The organism is Aquabacterium sp., assembly GCF_049274795.1.
Lineage (GTDB): Bacteria > Pseudomonadota > Gammaproteobacteria > Burkholderiales > Burkholderiaceae_C > Aquabacterium.
In genome coordinates this window covers 1-17685 of the sequence record NZ_JBASTH010000125.1, presented here as the reverse complement: position 1 = coordinate 17685, position 17685 = coordinate 1, and the positions used below count along the sequence as shown (strand labels likewise).

22 protein-coding genes and 2 pseudogenes are annotated in these 17685 nt (G+C 64.6%); 17 read left to right on the top strand and 7 right to left on the bottom strand.

What is annotated here, in order from left to right; translation table 11 throughout:
• From WAQ08_RS21745 to WAQ08_RS21670, 16 genes and pseudogenes are all read left to right on the top strand, one after another.
• Nucleotides 1–562: pseudogene (locus WAQ08_RS21745) on the top strand (hypothetical protein); the annotation flags it as partial.
• A 13-nt stretch (nt 563–575) separates the two neighbouring features.
• The gene (gene rdgC / locus WAQ08_RS21740) at nt 576–1799 is read left to right on the top strand and encodes a recombination-associated protein RdgC (protein ID WP_422194716.1); all 1224 of its coding nucleotides are present in this window, start codon (nt 576–578) and stop codon (nt 1797–1799) included.
• On the top strand, nt 1796–3568 hold the full coding sequence (locus WAQ08_RS21735) for an AAA family ATPase (protein WP_422194714.1): 1773 nt from the start codon (nt 1796–1798) through the stop codon (nt 3566–3568). Before rdgC ends, WAQ08_RS21735 begins: the two co-directional genes overlap by 4 nt.
• A complete protein-coding gene (locus tag WAQ08_RS21730) occupies nt 3565–4248 on the top strand; it encodes a 3'-5' exonuclease (protein WP_422194712.1) in 684 nt (227 codons plus the stop codon). The genes WAQ08_RS21735 and WAQ08_RS21730 overlap by 4 nt, the downstream gene beginning before the upstream one ends.
• Nucleotides 4245–4412: a hypothetical protein gene (locus WAQ08_RS21725; RefSeq protein ID WP_422194710.1), complete on the top strand. Its 168-nt coding sequence runs from the start codon at nt 4245–4247 to the stop codon at nt 4410–4412. The genes WAQ08_RS21730 and WAQ08_RS21725 overlap by 4 nt, the downstream gene beginning before the upstream one ends.
• Complete coding sequence (locus WAQ08_RS21720; protein ID WP_422194708.1) at nt 4409–5029, top strand: hypothetical protein; 621 nt, start codon at nt 4409–4411, stop codon at nt 5027–5029. The genes WAQ08_RS21725 and WAQ08_RS21720 overlap by 4 nt, the downstream gene beginning before the upstream one ends.
• Nucleotides 5026–5493 (top strand): zinc-finger-containing protein, encoded by a 468-nt coding sequence (locus WAQ08_RS21715; protein WP_422194706.1) that lies wholly within the window; start codon nt 5026–5028, stop codon nt 5491–5493. Before WAQ08_RS21720 ends, WAQ08_RS21715 begins: the two co-directional genes overlap by 4 nt.
• Nucleotides 5490–6266: a hypothetical protein gene (locus WAQ08_RS21710; protein ID WP_422194704.1), complete on the top strand. Its 777-nt coding sequence runs from the start codon at nt 5490–5492 to the stop codon at nt 6264–6266. Before WAQ08_RS21715 ends, WAQ08_RS21710 begins: the two co-directional genes overlap by 4 nt.
• Entirely contained in the window at nt 6263–6646 is a 384-nt protein-coding gene (locus WAQ08_RS21705) for a VVA0879 family protein (RefSeq protein ID WP_422194703.1), read from the top strand. Before WAQ08_RS21710 ends, WAQ08_RS21705 begins: the two co-directional genes overlap by 4 nt.
• Nucleotides 6643–6891, top strand: a complete 249-nt coding sequence (locus tag WAQ08_RS21700) for a hypothetical protein (RefSeq protein ID WP_422194701.1) — start codon at nt 6643–6645, stop codon at nt 6889–6891. Before WAQ08_RS21705 ends, WAQ08_RS21700 begins: the two co-directional genes overlap by 4 nt.
• On the top strand, nt 6888–7139 hold the full coding sequence (locus tag WAQ08_RS21695; protein ID WP_422194699.1) for a hypothetical protein: 252 nt from the start codon (nt 6888–6890) through the stop codon (nt 7137–7139). Before WAQ08_RS21700 ends, WAQ08_RS21695 begins: the two co-directional genes overlap by 4 nt.
• Complete coding sequence (locus WAQ08_RS21690; RefSeq protein WP_422194697.1) at nt 7136–7339, top strand: hypothetical protein; 204 nt, start codon at nt 7136–7138, stop codon at nt 7337–7339. Before WAQ08_RS21695 ends, WAQ08_RS21690 begins: the two co-directional genes overlap by 4 nt.
• Nucleotides 7336–7935 (top strand): hypothetical protein, encoded by a 600-nt coding sequence (locus tag WAQ08_RS21685; RefSeq protein ID WP_422194695.1) that lies wholly within the window; start codon nt 7336–7338, stop codon nt 7933–7935. Before WAQ08_RS21690 ends, WAQ08_RS21685 begins: the two co-directional genes overlap by 4 nt.
• Nucleotides 7932–8594 carry a DnaJ domain-containing protein gene (locus WAQ08_RS21680; protein ID WP_422194693.1) on the top strand — a complete coding sequence of 221 codons (663 nt, stop codon included), beginning with the start codon at nt 7932–7934 and terminating at the stop codon, nt 8592–8594. The genes WAQ08_RS21685 and WAQ08_RS21680 overlap by 4 nt, the downstream gene beginning before the upstream one ends.
• An 18-nt stretch (nt 8595–8612) precedes the next feature.
• Nucleotides 8613–8918, top strand: coding sequence for a hypothetical protein (locus WAQ08_RS21675; protein ID WP_422194692.1), 306 nt, complete (start codon nt 8613–8615; stop codon nt 8916–8918).
• Nucleotides 8893–9999: a tyrosine-type recombinase/integrase gene (locus WAQ08_RS21670; protein WP_422194690.1), complete on the top strand. Its 1107-nt coding sequence runs from the start codon at nt 8893–8895 to the stop codon at nt 9997–9999. The genes WAQ08_RS21675 and WAQ08_RS21670 overlap by 26 nt, the downstream gene beginning before the upstream one ends.
• A 372-nt stretch (nt 10000–10371) precedes the next feature.
• Here the strand turns inward: WAQ08_RS21670 and WAQ08_RS21665 are convergent, their stop codons facing one another.
• The 7 genes from WAQ08_RS21665 to WAQ08_RS21635 form a co-directional block, all read right to left on the bottom strand.
• Nucleotides 10372–11112 (bottom strand): GGDEF domain-containing protein, encoded by a 741-nt coding sequence (locus WAQ08_RS21665; RefSeq protein ID WP_422194688.1) that lies wholly within the window; start codon nt 11110–11112, stop codon nt 10372–10374.
• Nucleotides 11113–11243: 131 nt separating this feature from the next.
• Nucleotides 11244–11369, bottom strand: a complete 126-nt coding sequence (locus tag WAQ08_RS21660) for a hypothetical protein (protein WP_422194686.1) — start codon at nt 11367–11369, stop codon at nt 11244–11246.
• A gap of 160 nt (nt 11370–11529) precedes the next feature.
• On the bottom strand, nt 11530–12624 hold the full coding sequence (locus WAQ08_RS21655) for a sulfate/molybdate ABC transporter ATP-binding protein (protein ID WP_422194684.1): 1095 nt from the start codon (nt 12622–12624) through the stop codon (nt 11530–11532).
• A complete protein-coding gene (gene cysW, locus WAQ08_RS21650) occupies nt 12621–13496 on the bottom strand; it encodes a sulfate ABC transporter permease subunit CysW (RefSeq protein WP_422194682.1) in 876 nt (291 codons plus the stop codon). The genes WAQ08_RS21655 and cysW overlap by 4 nt, the downstream gene beginning before the upstream one ends.
• A gap of 3 nt (nt 13497–13499) precedes the next feature.
• Nucleotides 13500–14345, bottom strand: a complete 846-nt coding sequence (gene cysT / locus WAQ08_RS21645) for a sulfate ABC transporter permease subunit CysT (RefSeq protein WP_422194680.1) — start codon at nt 14343–14345, stop codon at nt 13500–13502.
• 66 nt (nt 14346–14411) lie between these two features.
• Nucleotides 14412–15440, bottom strand: coding sequence for a sulfate ABC transporter substrate-binding protein (locus tag WAQ08_RS21640; protein ID WP_422194678.1), 1029 nt, complete (start codon nt 15438–15440; stop codon nt 14412–14414).
• Nucleotides 15441–15637: 197 nt separating this feature from the next.
• A complete protein-coding gene (locus tag WAQ08_RS21635) occupies nt 15638–16678 on the bottom strand; it encodes a sulfate ABC transporter substrate-binding protein (RefSeq protein WP_422194676.1) in 1041 nt (346 codons plus the stop codon).
• A 366-nt stretch (nt 16679–17044) separates the two neighbouring features.
• Here WAQ08_RS21635 and WAQ08_RS21630 point away from each other — a divergent pair.
• Nucleotides 17045–17685, top strand: a pseudogene (locus tag WAQ08_RS21630) (IS5/IS1182 family transposase); the annotation flags it as partial.

Here is a 17685-nt window from a genome sequence, read left to right as displayed (position 1 = left end):
CGCCGCCACCGTGGACCGTGTGCTCAGCATCGCCAGCGCCGCCACCGTGGACCGTGTGCTCAGCATCGCCAGCGCCGCCACCGTGGACCGTGTGCTCAGCATCGCCAGCGCCGCCACCGTGGCCCGTGTGCTCAGCATCGCCAGTGCCGCCACCGTGGACCGTGTGCTCAGCATCGCCAGCGACGACACCGTGGACCGTGTGCTCAGCATCGCCAGCGCCGCCACCGTGGACCACCTCAAGTTCTTCCAGGGCCTCGCGGTTCCTGTGATCGAAGGCCTTGACCAGAAGGTGCTGGAAGCGGCCGAGGCGGGCAACCTTCGCATGGATAGCTGGCACTGCGGCACCACTCACTGCCGCGCAGGCTGGGCCGTGGTGTTAGGCGGTGACGCCGGCCAAAGACTTGAAGAGACCCTGGGCAGCGAAACCGCCGGCCGACTCATCTACGAGGCCAGCACGGGCCGCCTGGCGCCCGATTTCTACGCTTCGAACGAAGACGCGCTGGAAGACCTGCGCCGCTGCGCCGTTGCTGGGCAGCCTTCGCCTGCCGCCGACACGATCTGACCTTAGGCTCGCCATGTTCAAGAACGCCAACCTCTTCCGCATCGGTGAAGCCTGGGCGATGACCACGGCCGACATGGAGGCCGCGCTCAAGCGCTTCGCCTTCACCCCCATCGGCGCCACGCAGACCGTGACGCTCGGCTGGGTGCCGGCCCGTGGCATCGAGCACGGTGAGCTGGTCGTGCAGCAAGGTCACCACCAGGTCGTGCGCCTGCGCATCGAGACCAAGGGCGTGCCCTCACAGATCCTGGACAAACGCGTCAACGAGCTGGCGGCGGAATTCGAGAACGAGACCGGCCGCAAGCCAGGCAAAAAGATCCGCAAGGAACTGAAGGAGACGGCCCTGCAGGAGCTGCTGCCGGTCGCCTTCCCGAAGGCCCAGGATTACTTCGTGTGGATCGATGCCTACGAGCAACGCGTCGTTGTCGATGCCGCAAGCGAGTCGCGGGCCGGCGACGTGATGTCCTGGCTGGTGAAGTGCCTGTCGGGCATCAGCATCGCGCAGTTCGCGACCGAGGTTTCGCCAGAGCGGGCCATGACAGGCTGGCTCATGGATGGGGAGCCGCCTTTCGGCTTCACCGTGGATCGGGAGTGCGACCTCCGATCGAGCGATGCGTTCAAGTCAACCGCCAGCTACAAGCGCTGCAACCTCGACACCGAGGAAATCCGCCAGCACATCAAGCAGGGCAAGGCCCCCGTCAAGCTGGCCATGACCTGGAAGGACCGCGTGTCCTTCCTGCTCACGGACACCTACCAAATCAAGCGCATCGAGTTCCTGGACATCGCGCTCAAGTCCCGCGAGTCTGTGGCAGCCGATGACATGTGGGATGCCGACCTGGCCATCGCCACCGGTGAGCTGACAGGCCTGTTCACAGACCTGACTTTCACGCTGGGCGGCCTGGTGGCCCCCGACCTCTTCACCCCGAAAGAGCCGCAGAAGCCAGAGCCGTCGCCCCAGGCCCGCCTGGACCTGAAGCTGAAGGGCACCAGAGAGCCCACGCACGCGCCCAGCGATTCCGATGTCCTGGCAGGCAGCACCGGTGAGGACCCGCTCTACGACCAGGCAGTAACCCTAGTGCTCGGCAACCACAAGGCCTCCATCTCTTTCGTGCAGCGCCACCTGCAGATTGGCTACAACCGCGCCGCTCGCCTCCTCGAAGCGATGGAGATCAGCGGCCTCGTCAGCGCGATGGACACGCGCGGCAACCGAACCATCACCACCACCGGAGAGACCGCATGAAGCTCACCCGCATCCATGCAGCCAACGTGCTTGGCGCCCACAGCGTGGACATCTACCCCTCCACCCCCATCACCATCCTGGCCGGCCACAACCACGCCGGCAAAAGCAGCGTTCAGGAGGCCTTGCGCATGGCCCTGACGCAGGAGGCCACGCGCGTCCAGTACAAGAAGGACTACCCCCAGCTGGTGTGCGACCTGCAGGGCGCCAAGACCGGCCAGGCCGAGGTGGTCTTCGAGAAGGACGGAAAGACGGTCGAGGCCTGGATGCTCTTGCCGAAGGGCTCCGTGTCGCCTCAGGCCGAGTACTCCCCGCACCCCCTTATCTCCTACGTGCTGGAGCCTGCCCTCTTCGCCCGAATGGACGGCAAGGCGCGTCGCGGCATGCTGTTCGACCTGATGGGCGTCAAGGTCAGCCCGGCCGAGATCAAGTCACGTCTGCTCAAGCGCCACCTGGACAAGGATCGCATTGAGCGCATCCTGCCGCTCCTGCGCGCCGGCATGGCGGAGGCGTCCAAGGACGCCAAGGGCAAGGCCACCGAAGCCAAGGGCGCCTGGCGCGCAGTGGCTGGAGAGGTCTACGGGCCAGAGAAGGCGAACGGCTGGAAGGCCGAAAAGCCGACCTTTGACGAAGCGCAGGCCAGCACATTGCACCAGCGCGTCACCCAGCTCGACGCCACGATCACCCAAGCAAGCGAGGACGTAGGCTCCCTCAAGGCCCGCATTGATGCGCACACCCAGGCCCAGCACGAAGAGCAGAGCCTGCGCGAGCAAGCCGGCATGCTGGAGCGACATCGCCGCAAGCTCCAAACGGACGAGGCCGCGCTGGCCACCCAGCAGCAGGCGCTGGCCGAACTCACCATCTCCCAGCAGACGCAATCGGCCACCGCATGCCCTGAGTGCAATGCGATGCTGATCTGGAAGGACGGCGCCCTCGTGTGCGCCGGGCCGTTGGCCAAGGGCACCGAAGACGACCTGGGCCGCATCCCCGCCCTGAAGGCCTCGGTGGACCTGTGCACCAAGACCGTCAACAACACGCGGCGTGACCTGGTCGCGGCCGAGCAAGCCGACGCCACGCTCAAGGCGCGCGCCACGGCCGAGGCCCCGCCGAAGGCCTCCGACCTGGAGACCGCCCAGAACCGCCTCGGGGTGCTGCGCACGGAGCGGCAGGAGTTGACCGCCAAACTGGACGCCGTGGCCGCCGCCAAGCGCGCCACGGCCGAGGCCGACAAGAAGACCGCCGACGCTCGGGCCCACCATGAAGACGTGATCGCCTGGGATGCCATCGGCGATGCCCTCGGGTCGAACGGCATCCCCGCCGAGCTGCTGGCCGAAGCCCTCCAGCCCTTCAACGAACGGCTGAAGCTGGCCGCCGAGGACACGCTGTGGCCGCTGGTCAAGCTCGATGACGAGATGGCCGTCCGTGTGCAGCACGGCAGCGTCTGGCGGCCCTACTCGATGCTCTCCGAGTCCGAGCAGTGGCGCGCCGATGCGGTGCTGGCCGAGGCCATCAGCTTCATGTCCGGCCTGCGCCTGCTAGCCCTGGACCGCTTCGACGTCCTCGACACGCCCGGCCGCATGCAGCTGCTCGCCTGGCTGGACAACCTCGTCGCCAACGACGAGATCGACAGCGCCTTCATCACCGGGACGCTCAAGACCCTGCCGACAGGCCTGCAGCCCTCCATCACCTCCCACTGGATCGAGCGCGGGAACCTCCAGCGCCCGGCCGCCCCTTCCTCGACCACCACCAACCGCGAGCCCGCCACAGCATGAACGCCACCACCATCCCGGCCGATCAATCGGCCATCGCCCAAGCCGCCAGCCTGGGCCTCTTCTTCGACACCGAGACCACGGGCATCCCGGAGTTTCACAAGCCCAGCGAGGATCCCTGCCAGCCGCACATCGTTCAGCTCGCGGCCAAGCTGGTCGACCTCGATACCCGCCAGACGCTGGAAACGCTGGACCTGATCATCCGCCCGGACGGCTGGATCATCCCCCCCGAGACCATCGAGGTGCACGGCATCACGATGGAGCGCGCCATGGATGAGGGCGTGCCCGAAGAGGAAGCCCTGGAGCGCTTCTGGACCATGTGGGCCAAGCGGCACCGCATCGCTCACAACGAGCAGTTCGACCAGCGCATCCTGCGCATCGGCTTGAAGCGCTACTTCGACATCCGCAACCCGGATCTGGAGGTCCAACCCTCCGACGAATGGAAAGCCGGGACCGTCGAGTGCACGGCCCGCATGACGACCAAGATCTGCAACCTGCCCCCCACGGCAGCCATGGTCCGCGCACGCCGAAACCATCCCAAGACCCCGAAGCTGACCGAGGCATACCTTCACTTCTTCGGCCGCGAGATGGAAGGCGCGCACAACGCACTGAACGACGTGGATGGTTGCATGGCCGTCTACTTCGCCGTGAAGGACATGCAGCGGGAGGCTGTGCCCGCATGACCATCGCCGCCCGCAACCCCATCGTGGAAGCGATCGCCCGCGTGCGTGCGGCCACGCCGGACGCAGCCCCCGACCACATCCGCGAAGAAGTCGCCCACCAGCTCGGCATCCCCGAAGACCTGGTGGCCGAAGTTCTCGACCCTCAACCCATGGAGCAATCATGATCCACCTGACCCAAGCCCAGCACGATGAGCTTCTGGCCGCTCAGGCTGAGCGCGACCGCCTTCTCGCCCTGATCAACACCCCCGAACTCGCTGACTTCGACCGTGGTGTGCAGTTGGAGTTCGCCCACCAGGACGTGCGTCACGGCGCTGCTGGTGATGACGGCAAGTCCTCAGACGACTGGATCTTGCTGATCGGCGTGCTGGCCGGCAAAGCGTCTCATCACCACCGGGAAGCAGAACGCCTGCAGTCCATGTTGGTGCTTGAGAAGCACATGGAGGCGCACCAGATCAGTATCGACTACCACCGCGAGAAGGCAGCACACCACACTATCACCACCGCTGCTGCACTGCGTCATTGGCACAGCCGCATCACAGGGAACGCAGGCACGCTCCGCCCTGGTCTTTCGGCTGAAGCCAAGCAGCACACCCTGGCGCCAGCGGTTGCAGACATCCCTCGCGCTCTCACGCCGGACCAGCAACGCGAACTTGCCGAGATGATGAGCCGGGGCCTGCGGACGTGGGAGGGTGCTCCCAGTTGGCTTATCCAGTGGCATGACGCGCTCACCGGCGTCCCTACCCCGATGCAACGCCCTGTTGCGGAGCAGGCCACGGCATGAAGCCAGACCAACTCCCTGCGCGCACCACGCCCGTGACGCCCTGGAACCCTTCGCGACGGGCCACGGCCAAGGTCAAGAACCCCCTGCCCGTACCGACCACGTGCCGGCACTGCGGTGCCGAGGTCAACCTGGTGAGCAACGCCGAGATCTACGGGCGCGAGTACGGCGAGTGGCCCTGGACCTTCATGTGCCAGGGCCCAAACTGCCGGGCCTATGTGGGCCTGCATCCCTTCACCGGCATCCCCATGGGCACCCTGGCCACGGCCCCGATCCGCAACGCGCGCAAGGCCGCCAAGGATCTTTTCAACCCGCTGTGGCAGTCCGGCCAGATGACCCGCGACGAGGCCTATGCCTGGCTCGCTGGCGAATTGGGCATCGCCAACGTCGAGCACTGCCACATCGGCTGGTTCGACGTGGAGCAGTGCAATCAAGTCATACGCGCCGTCAAGGCGAGGACACCATGAGCAACACCACCCAAGAGACTCCCCTGGCCCGCCTGCTGCGGGAAGCCGAGCGGGCCAACGAAATCGCGCTGCGCGAGCTGGGCATCGGCCTGATCGACGTCAATGTCATCGCAGCCGCCAGGTGTGAACTCCATGTGCCTGACGCCGGCAAGGACGTGTCGATCTGGGGCAAGCCTCGCTATGACGCGGCCGTGCTGCGTGCAGCTGACCGCATCCAGCAGCCGGAAGATCCAGATCCGAGCGAGGTGCAGGAGGTTATCGCCTGCCTCGGCGACGACGCTGCCGCCCTTCGCGGAAAGAACCCTGAGGACGAGATGGCCGCCAACATGGAGCGGGCGGCCGATCTGCTCGATGTCTGCGCCGAGGCGTCCGAACTGCGGCAGTTCGCGCACGATGTCGAACTGGCTCTGGAGCCCTACGGTGGCGCCGGCAGCCACATCGAGCGCATTGCCGCGCTGGTTCGTGCATCGACACACTTCGGCCCATTGCGCGCGCGCACCTTCGTGACATGCGGCCCCGAGGGCGACGCTTTCGTCGTCCGCGCAGGATTCGCCAGCATTGAGCATGCACAGCAGGCCCAGCAGTTCATCGTAGACGCGGGCCACGCTACGCGCACCGCCGTGCCCGGGTGGTTCGACATCGTCGCGCTGGACCTGGCCCGGCTTTTCACCGACGACGATGTACCGCAGGACCGGGCCCGCTTGCAAGTGGCGGTGATCGAGGCGATGCGGATGGCTGCCAACCCTCAGGTCGTGGATGGAGGTCAGCGATGAAGACGATGACCTTGGCCGAGTTCCACGAAGCCTGCAAGGCCCAGGCCGCCAGCCACGACCTGATCGTCTTCAAGTGCCCGATGTGCCGCACGCTGCAGAACGCCCGCGACCTGATCGCGGCCGGCGCCGGCAAGACCTTCGAGGAGGTGGAAACCTACCTGGCGTTCTCATGCGTTGGGCGCTGGACCGGCGCAGGCTCACCGCGCAAGGAACCCGACGGCCAGCCCTGCAACTGGACGCTGGGCGGCCTGTTCCCCCTCCATCGCATGGTGGTGGTCACCCAGGACGGCGAGGAACATCCACGCTTCGAGCTGGCAGACAAGGCCGAAGCCGACGCCCACCGCGCTGCCCAGGCAGCGAAGGAATGGCAGCCTGCATGAGCCAGCATCAAAGCCTCGCCGATCAGGCTGTCGAGACACTGGCCGCTGTGTCCGCCATGACCGACGCGCTGACCAACGATCACCCGGAGCGCCACGCAGTCCGGTCATTGAAGCCCATCGCTCAGGACATCATCTCCAATGCGCTGCGCCAGGCCCGCGATCTCGCCTACCAAGCCGAGGAGATGCAGCGCGAACAGCGCCGCGTAGAGGCCAGCCTCGCAGATACAACGGGGCGTTTTCTATGAAGCGCGGCCCCTACTTCTTCGTCCAGTGGCGCACCCACCGGACCAGCACCGCCCAGCACTGCTACGTCTGGTGCCAGTGGGAGTGCGACGACGGCACGCACGGCGTTGCCCGCAGCGTCAGCCGGCACGGCCTCCAGGGCGCGATTGCCGCCGTCAAGCGCGCCGCTGAGTCCCGCATGGGGCAGCGCATCCGCAAGAGCGTCCAGACCATCATCAAGGCGCTGGAAGCGCAGGGAAGCCCCGCATGAGCGCCGACGTTGAGATCGAGGTGCGCGTCAAGCGCGCCACTACGCACGCCATCCTGGTGGATCACGGTGGCAAGGCCGAGGCCTGGGTGCCCATCTCCCAGATCAGCGACTGGTGCGACGGCCCCGACGACATGCCGGGCATAGGCACCACCTCCATCTTCATCCCCGAGTGGCTTGCCACCGAAAAAGGCATGGTGTGAAAGAGCGTCCGATCCTCTTCAACGGCGCCATGGTGCGCGCCACCCGAGCAGGCATCAAGCGGATGACCCGGCGGGTCTGCCAGGGCCAGCGCGAACAGTCTTGCGCACATGACTTCCAGGTTGATCGCTGCCCCTACGGCAGGCCCGGGGACCGACTGTGGGTCCGAGAAAACGGCTGGGAGCGCCCTGAGCGCACGGCGAAGATGCTCCGGGAGGGAGCTGACACCTGGGCACCGTACTACTACGACGCCGACGGCATCGGCGATCAGGAAGCGGCGGAGCTCAAAGGCTGGGGCTTCAAGCGCCGCCCGTCCATCCACATGCCCCGGTGGGCTAGTCGGATCACGCTCGAGATCGTCGACGTGCGCGTGGAGCGCCTGCACGACATCAGCGATGAAGACGCTATCGCCGAAGGCATCGAGCCCGACGTGCAGCCGGGCGACTGCGTGCCGCTGTGGCGAAACTATCTGAGCGGCGGAACCACCGTGATCCCCAGGCGAAGCTTCGAGACCCTGTGGAAGACCATCAACGGGGCTGCCTCCTGGGATGCCGACCCGTGGCTGTGGGTCGTCGAGTTCACCCCCATCACCCAATGAAGAACCCATACCAAACCCTGGGCGTCGAGCCCACCGCCACGCCGGCCGAGATCAAAGCCGCCTGGCGCAAGCTGTGCGCCCAGCACCACCCGGACAAGCACCAGGGTGCCGAAGCCGTCGAGCACGCCGCCGCGATGGCCGAGATCAATGCCGCCTACGAGGTGCTGAGCAACCCTCAGAACCGCCTTCAGTACGACCAGACCGGCAACGCCGACAGCCTGGACAACCTGGCTGTGAGCGTGCTGCGCGAGATGTTCGACGCGGTGCTGGAGCAGGAGCGCTGCCGCAACCCTGTGAAGGATGTCGAGCGCATGCTGGCCGAGGTGAAGTCGCAGATGACGGACCGAATCAAGCTCGCATCGAAGCGGGCCAAAGCCCTGGAGCGCCGGCTCGCCCGATTCCAGAAGGACCCCGGCCTGATCAAGGCGATGGTGGAAGCCAAGCTGCGCGACATCGAGCACACCATCACCACGTCCGAGCGTGCGCTGGAGATCAACACCCACGCCCAGGGCATGCTGGAGGCCTTCTCCTACGAGACAGATCCCGACCCGATGGACGCAGAGACCCGGCGCATGGCGGAGCATCAGAGGAAGGCGGCCGAGCTGTACCACCGGTTTGGTGGCGGCTTTGGTGGCGGCTCGGGCCAGGTCTGGCCTTGACTATCATCAGGTGACACCATGGCTGAAGTACTCGAAGCCCCTCCCCCTTACTTGACGGAACGCGAGCTGAGCGACATGTGCCGCCCGCTTACCCAGAACGCAGCTCGCATCCGGTTCCTCAAGGGCCTGGGCCTGTTCGTGAAGACTACGCCGGGCGGCGCACCCCTCGTGGCTCGCAGCGAATACGAGCGGGTGCTGGGCGCCGGACGCGTTAACACCAAGCCCGCGGATCGCCCCCCTGGTGCAGAGCCAGACATCGGCGCAGCCATGGCGCTGCTCAACGAACGAAAGGGCCGCCATGGGGCGAAAGCGCAAGGACGGTGATCCGCTGGGCTTGGCCGGTACGCGTCTGGCCTGGCGCCATGGCCGCTTCTGGTACCGCCATCGCGGCACACCAGCCCGGGCCGAGTGGTGGGAAGACATGGGCACTGATGTGGCCGAGTCCAAGCGCATGGCCAGGCTCTACAACAACCCTGGCGACGACTTCGGCACTACCCGGTACTGGATGGCTCTGTTCCTGCAAGACTTCCGCGCCCAGGTGGCGGCCAAGACCCGCAGCCAACGCACCCTCGAAGACTACGAGGACGCTCAGGAGCACCTGATGACCTACTTCGGGCGGATGTACCCGGAGAAGATCGGCCCCAACAACGTCACCAACTACCTCCAAATGCACGCCGATGCAGGCAGGCCCGTTCCAGCGAACCGCGAGCGTGCCTGCCTCTCATCGATGATCAGCTGGCTCCTACGCCGGGACGATAGGCCACCTTCGCTGGTGGTGAATCCGTGCATGCGGGCGTCCGGAGTGGTGCGCAACACAGAAACGAACCGGGAGCGCTACGTCACGGACGCCGAGTATTTGGCGGTTTACAAGGTGGCCCCTCGATCAGTGCAAATCATGATGGAGTTGACCTATCGGACACTGCAGCGCCCAGAGTCGGACATCATCCGGTGGACTACCACCATCGTGAAGCGCAAAGGTGACGGCCGCATCCTGCACTTCCGGCAAGGCAAAACTGGCCGCCTGATGGAGATCGAGCTGGTGGGCCGGCTCCAGACGATGATCGAGCACATCGTGGGCAGCAACGACAAGGTGCTGAAATTCAAGCAGCCTATCGTGGCCACCCTGAGCGGCGAGCTCTACACCTACGACGGGCTCAGCTCGATGCTGCGCCGGGCAATCAACGAGGTGCGAGCGGACCACAAGGAAAAAGGTGGAGAGCTGTCCATGATGGAGAACTTCGGCTTCCGGGATCTGAAGGGAAAAGGTGCCACCGATATGTGGCTCAGCGGGACGCCCATCGAAACGATCCAGGCGCTATGCGGCCACGCCGACAAGGCCACCACTGAGAAATACATCAAGGCCCGATACCGCGAATCGATCAAGCCGAACTTGATAACGCTTTAGGCCCGAGAAAATCCCCACCCAGCCCGCCAATACGCGGGCTTTTTTGCAGCAATAATCGGCTAAAGAACTGTTCCATATACAGGCATCTATCCGCCGCCATGCCCCGAGGATTTGAATGTGATCGGTCACGGAATATGAGCACTGCCAACAGTAGATCGCTAGGATTTACGCTGGCTGCAGCCAGATTTCCGGGGTGGACTGTTAATCCGTAGGTCCCTGGTTCGAGCCCAGGTCGGGGAGCCAAAATTCGAAAGGCCTCAGCACACGCTGAGGCCTTTTTCGTTGTGGCCCATCATTGTGGGTCAATCAAGCAGACAGCGATTTCGCCGGATGCCTTGGCGGCATACAGCGCCTTGTCAGCCGCATCGAGCATCACGCTGATCGAGCCATCGGCCTGCCGCTGCGCCAAACCCGCAGACAAGGTGATGCGCAGTTCGGGGCGGCCTGAGACACCACAGTCACCTGCAACGCCGCCCGCGCGCACTCCAACACAGGCAAGGCGTTCTGCGCCGGCGTGTCCGGCAGGATCATCAGGAACTCTTCCCCGCCCCATCGGCCCACCACGTCCGAGCGGCGCACCTGTTCCTGCAGCACCTTGGCGGCGTTGCAGAGCACTTCATCGCCCACACTGTCGCCATGCACATCGTTGACCTGCTTGAAGTGATCCAGGTCGGCCAACGCGATGGTCAAGGGCGTGCCGCTGCGCGCATGCCGCAACGATTCCTGGGCCAGCAACTCCTGCATGTGGCGTCGATTGAACAAGCCCGTCAGGCTGTCGCGGATGGCCAGTTCCTCCACCTCACGCAATGTCTGGCGCAGCACCTGTTTTTGCTCATGGAACTGCTCGCGCATGCGGCTGAAACGCCCCAGCACCACCGACATGCCCGCCAGCACGCAGCATGTGGCCAGGGCGGGCAGCAAGTCATCGTGCACAGACACCTTGCCGCCATGGTGCAAGGCCAGCACAGCACCCAGCAGGATCGCCGCCGACACCAGCCCCATGCGCCGGATCTCCCAGGGCGACAGGCGGAACATGCCGAACACCAGCGTCAGGCACATCACCTGCAACGCTGCGGCCCGCGTGTAGGGCACCATGGCATAGGCAGTTGCCATCGACAGCGGTGCAAACACCATCTGTGGCTGCGACTGTTGGCGCCGACCGAATTTTGAGCCACCGTGCCGATTCAGATTTGAGCCAGGGCTAAAGCCGGGTGCGCAGCACCTCGGCTGTGGATAAGTGTAGGTCAGCCGGCATCCTGGGCGGAGCGCCTGCGGGCCTGCTCACGCGCCTTGATGCGCTTTTTGGCCACGGCGGCCAGGGCCAGCGTGGCCAGGCAGTTCAACACGGTGCGTCGGGCGGTGTGCTTCACGTGGGGGACTCCGTTGGGGCAGACAAGAACCTGACCACCTGCTCAGGTTCTTGAAGCCTCTCGTATGCAAAACAGGAGCCAGAACCTTGAAAAGCAAACATCCCCGAGCGGCCTGTCGACCAGTCGGGGATGCTTCATGACGGACAGCGTCCGTCGCGGATCAGATCACTGCTGCGGGATCCGTGTCCACGAACTCGCCACGGCCGCCGTTGACCACGCTGAAGCGGCGCACGCGGCGGGGCTTCAAGTGCACAGTGGCGCCGGTTTCCAGGATGCCGCTGTCACGCAAGGCGGCGTATTCACTGCGGGGCAGTTCCACGTCCACCTCGCCCTGGCCGTCCACGCGCTTGAACTCCAGGCGGGTGTTGGGGCCCACGGTCAGCGTGTGCACCAGGGTCACGGGCAGGCTGCCCTCTTCCGGGCGGGCCAGCACCTGGATCTCGTGTGGGCGCACATAGCTCACATCGGTGGCGCTGCCCGTGCTGTTGGCGGCGGCCACGGCACCCGGCGCATGGTCACGACCATGGAACAGGTTCACGTCACCCAGGAACTGCAGCACGAAGGGCGTGGCCGGGTGGTCGTAGACCTCGTCCGGCGTGCCTTCCTGCTCGATGCGGCCCTGGTTCATCACCACGATGCGGTCGGCCACTTCCATGGCTTCTTCCTGGTCGTGGGTCACGAACACGCTGGTCACATGGATCTCGTCGTGCAGGCGGCGCAGCCAGCGGCGCAGTTCCTTGCGCACCTGGGCGTCCAGCGCGCCGAAGGGCTCGTCCAGCAGCAACACCTTGGGCTCCACCGCCAAGGCACGCGCCAGCGCGATACGCTGACGTTGGCCACCCGACAGTTGGTGCGGGTACCTGTCCGCAATCCAGTCCAGTTGCACCAGCTTGAGCAACTCGGTCACCTTCTTGCGGATCTCGGCTTCGCTGGGGCGGGTGGCCTTGGGGCGCACGCGCAGGCCGAAAGCCACGTTCTCGAAGATGCTCATGTGGCCGAACAGCGCGTAGTGCTGGAACACGAAGCCCACATTGCGGTCGCGCACGGACACGTTGGTGGCATCGGCACCATGGAACAGCACCGAGCCTTCATCCGGCGTTTCGAGGCCGGCGATGATGCGCAGCAGCGAGGTCTTGCCCGAGCCCGACGGGCCCAGCAGTGCCACCAACTCACCAGAGGGGATGTCCAGGTTCAGGTGATCACAGACCGTGACCGATCCGAAACGTTTGACGAGGTTCTTGACTTCAATGCTCATGACGCGGCTCCGGCATCCTTGGCCTGGGCGATTTCTTGCTGCACCCGGCGTTCGACGATGAATTTCAGCACCAGGGTGACCAGCGCCAGGCTGGCCAGCAGCGACGCGACGGCGAAGGACGCGGCGAACTGGTACTCGTTGTAGAGAATTTCGATGTGCAGGGGCAAGGTGTTGGTCTGCCCGCGGATGTGGCCCGACACCACCGACACGGCGCCGAACTCGCCCATGGCCCGTGCGTTACACAGGATCACACCATACAGCAGGGCCCATTTCACGTTGGGCAGCGTGATTTTCCAGAAGGATTGCCAGCCCGAAGCGCCCAGCACCACGGCGGCTTCTTCCTGCTCCTGCCCTTGCGCCTGCATCAGCGGGATCAGCTCTCGCGCGATGAACGGGAAGGTGATGAAGATGGTGGCCAGCACGATGCCCGGCACCGCGAAGATGATCTTCAGGTCGTGATCGCGCAGCCATTCGCCGAACCAGCCCTGCAGGCCGAACACCAGCACGTAGATCAAGCCGGCGATCACAGGCGACACCGAGAACGGCAGGTCGATCAGCGTGAGCAGCACGCTCTTGCCGCGGAAATCGAACTTGGCGATCGCCCAGGCCGCGGCCACACCGAACACCAGGTTCAGGGGCACGGAGATCACGGCGGCGATCAAGGTGAGCTTGATCGCGGAGATCGCATCGGGCTCGGTCACCGCCGCCAGGTAGACGTCCCAGCCGCGCTTGAGCGCTTCAAAAAACACCGACACCAGCGGCACGAACAGGAACAGCGACAGGAACACCAGCGCGGTGGTGATCAGTGTCCAGCGCACCCAGGCCGGCTCACGCGTGGCCTGGGAATGGTTAGGGGGAGACATGGAACTCATGATTTACTTGCCCTGACGCTTGCGGGTCCAGGCCTGCAGGCCGTTGATGGCCAGCAGCAGGAAGAAGGACATGACCAGCATCACCACGGCGATGGCGGTGGCGCCCGCGTAGTCGTACTGCTCCAGCTTGGTGATGATCAGCAGCGGCGTGATCTCCGAGATCATCGGCATGTTGCCGGCAATGAAAATGATCGAGCCGTACTCGCCCAGGGCGCGCGCAAAGGCCAGCGCGAAACCGGTGAGCAGCGCCGGCGTCAGCACGGGCAGGATCACATGGCGGAAGGTCTGCAGGCGGTTGGCGCCCAGGGTGACTGCGGCCTCTTCCAGCTCGGAGGCCAGATCCTCCAGGATGGGCTGCACCGTGCGCACCACAAAAGGCAGGCCGATGAAGGTCATGGCCACGAACACACCCACCGGGGTGTAGGCCACCTTGATGCCCAGGGGCTCCAAGAACTGGCCGATCCAGCCATTGCCGGCGTACAGCCCTGTCAGCACGATGCCGGCGACAGCCGTGGGCAAGGCGAAGGGCAGATCAACCAGCGCATCGACCACACGGCGGCCGAAGAACTTGTAGCGCACCAGCACCCAGGCCACCAGCAGGCCGAACACGGCATTGACGATCGCGGCCAGCAGCGATGCGCCGAAGGTCAGCTTGTAGGAGGCCACCACGCGGGGCGAGGTCACCGTCTCCACGAACTGAACCCAGGTCAGGTCATTGACGGTGCGCAGGAAGGTGGCCGACAGCGGGATCAGAACGATCAGGCTGAGGTACAGCAGCGTCAGACCCAGGGCCAGATCGAAGCCGGGCAGCACGGAATGCCGCCTGAGCAAGGTGCGGGAAAAGATCATGGGGAAGAAACCGAGAGAACTGCGGTCGGTTGGAGAGGCGCCACCGCCGGGCGGCGCCTCAGGCGATCACTTGCGGCCGGCCGCCAGGATCTGGTCGTAGGTACCGCCGTCGGCGAAGTGGTCCTTCTGGGCCTTGGTCCAGCCGCCGAACACCTCGCCCACGGTGAAGGTGTTGACCTTCGGGAAGTCCTTGGCGTGCGCAGCCAGCACCTTGGCCGAACGGGGGCGCAGGTTGTGGCTGGCGGCCACTTCCTGGCCTTCATCCGAGTACAGGTACTTCAGGTAGGCCTCGGCCTGCTTGCGCGTGCCCTTCTTGTCGGCCACCTTGTCGACCACGCTCACGGGGTTCTCGGCCAGCATGGTCAGGCTGGGGTAGACCACTTCGTAGTCACCGCCAAATTCCTTCTTGATCAGCGGCACTTCGCTCTCGAACGTGGCCAGGGCATCGCCGATGTTGCGCTGCGCGAAGGTGGTGGTGGCTGCACGGCCGCCGCCATCGAACACGGGCACGTTGGCGAAGATGCCGCGCACCAGGGCGCGGGCGTTGCTCGCGTCGCCGCCCTTCTTCAAGGCAGCGCCGTAGGCAGCCAGGTAGGTGTAGCGGCCATTGCCGGACACCTTCGGGTTCGGGATCACCACCGAGACGCCAGGACGGGCCAGATCCACCCAGTCCTTGATCTTCTTGGGGTTGCCCTTGCGCACCAGGATCACCGACACCGAGGTGGTAGGCGAGCTGTTGTTGGGCAGGCGCGTGGCCCAGTTCTGAGGGATGAGCTTGGCGCGATCGAACAGGATGTCGATGTCGTTGGCCTGGTTCATCGTGATCACATCGGCTTCCAGGCCTTGTGCCACGCTGCCAGCCTGCTTGCTAGAGCCGCCGTGCGACTGGTTGATCGTCAGCGTTTCGCCGGTCGTCTTCTTCCAGTGCGCGATGAAAACCTTGTTGTAGTCCTTGTAGAACTCACGGGTGACGTCGTAGCTGACGTTCAAGAGTGTGGCATCGGCGTGGGCCACGCCTGCCGATGTCAGGGCCACCACGGACGTGGAAGCCGCCAGGACCCAGTGACTCAGCGATTTATTCAAAGAAAAACGCATGGCAAACCCCTTTCTGATGCAAGACGCGTATGTTATGGGGGCTCTTGACTCGCTTAAGCTAGCTTTTCGCAATTGCTTATGCGAAAAACAAGAATAGAAGCCAGGAAAAAAGCGGCCTCGGAGCATGACCACCGAGGCCGCCAAGGATGCCTGTATCAGACAGGCACCACCCCACTTGCTCGTTTCAATTCGACCAATTACTTCTTGGTGTAGATCTGGTCGAACACGCCGCCATCGGCGAAGTGCGTCTTCTGGGCCTTGGTCCAACCACCGAACACGTCATCGATGGTGAACAGGTTGATCTTGGGGAACTGCTTGGCGTACTTGGCAGCCGCCTTGGCATCCATCGGACGGTAGAAGTTCTTGCCGGCGATGTCCTGGCCTTCCGGCGAGTAAAGGTATTCCAGATAAGCCTGGGCTTCCTTGCGGGTGCCACGCTTGTCGACCACCTTGTCGACCACGGCCACGGGCGGCTCGGCCAGGATGCTCACGGGCGGGTAGACGATGTCGAACTTGTTGGCGCCGAATTCCTTGAGCACCAGGTGGGCCTCGTTCTCCCAGGCCAGCAGCACGTCACCCACGCCACGCTCCGAGAAGGTCACCGTGGAGCCACGAGCGCCGGAATCCAGCACCGGCACGTTCAGGAACAGCTTCTGGATGAAGTCCTTGGCCTTGGCATCGTTGCCACCAGGCTGCTTCAGAGCGAAACCGTAGGCAGCCAGGTAACCCCAGCGGGCGCCGCCCGAGGTCTTGGGGTTGGCGGTGATCACGCCCACGCCGGGCTTGATCAGGTCGTCCCAGTTCTTAATGCCCTTGGGGTTGCCCTTGCGCACCAGGAAGATATAGGTAGAGGTGTAAGGCGAGCTGTTGTGCGTGAGCTTCTTCTGCCAGTCGGGCTGCAGTTGCTTGGCCTTTTCGGCGATCTCGTCGATGTCGTAGGCCAGGGCCAGCGTGACCACGTCGGCATCGATGCCGTCGATCACCGAGCGGGCCTGTTTGCCCGAGCCGCCGTGCGAGGTCTTGATGGTGATGTTGTCACCCGTCTTGGCCTTCCAGTACTTGCTGAACGCGGCGTTGTACTCTTGATAGAGCTCACGCGTCGGGTCGTACGACACGTTCAGCAGCGTGACGTCCTTGGCGGCAGCGATCGTGGGGGCGACAGCGCCGAGGGTGGCGGCCACGGCCACGGTGCTCAGGGCCCACGAAAACAGAGTGCGGCGGATGTTTTGACGGCTCATTGCTTGTTCCAGACTTCCAGTTGGGGATCGTTGTTGATCGGATGAAGCAACTGTAAGAAAGCTGCAACCAACACTGAACGAATGGAAACGGGATTGGATATGAGAAAAACAAATACCGTCAGGACTGCGTAATGGTGAACTCGTCCAGTTGTTCGCCTGCCGGTTTGGCAGTGAAGGTCTGGGAAGCCCGCGTGAAACCCTTGCTGCCGAGGCGCTAGTACCGGATCTGAAAACCGCCGGATTTGTGCGGCTCTCGTAGAAGCCAGGCCAGTGCCGCCACATCGACCGAGCCGCCCCGCCCTGCAAGCGCCGTCAAACCTTGCACGCCGCGTACAGCGACGGCAGTTGAAACACCCTCGGGGAGGCTTCGCCCGCGAGGGCAAGACACTGCGGCGCAAAGCCGGTGGCTACGCCCACGCCAAGCAGTTCAAGCGGCTGCGCAAAGTGGTCAAACGCCAGCGCACGATCCTGGGGATCGTGCTGCGCGAGCTGCAGCGCAAGCTCGGCCAGGCCAGCGAGGCAACCGCACTGGCGCTGACGAGCCTGCAAACGCTGATGCAGCGCGCCGAGCGCATCCGCAGCCAGGCACCGAAGGACAAGAACAAGCTCTATGCCCTGCATGCCCCCGAGGTGGAGTGCATCGGCAAGGGAAAGGCCCGCAAGCCCTACGAGTTCGGCGTGAAGGTCAGCGTGGCGGTTACGCACAAGCAGGGCCTGATGGTCGGCGCGCGCAGCTTCGCCGGCAACCCCTACGACGGCCACACGCTGGCAGAACAACTGGAGCAGGTGAGGATCCTGACCGAAGACACGGCGACCAAGCCCAAGCAGGTGGTCGTGGACCTGGGTTTCAGAGGCGTGGATGCGGACAACCCGGGCGTTGAGATCATCCACCGGGGCAAGTTCAAGAGCCTGACGGATCCACAACGCAGATGGCTCAAACGACGCCAGGCGGTGGAGCCGGCCATCGGGCACCTCAAGCACGACAACGCCATGGACCGGTGCTGGCT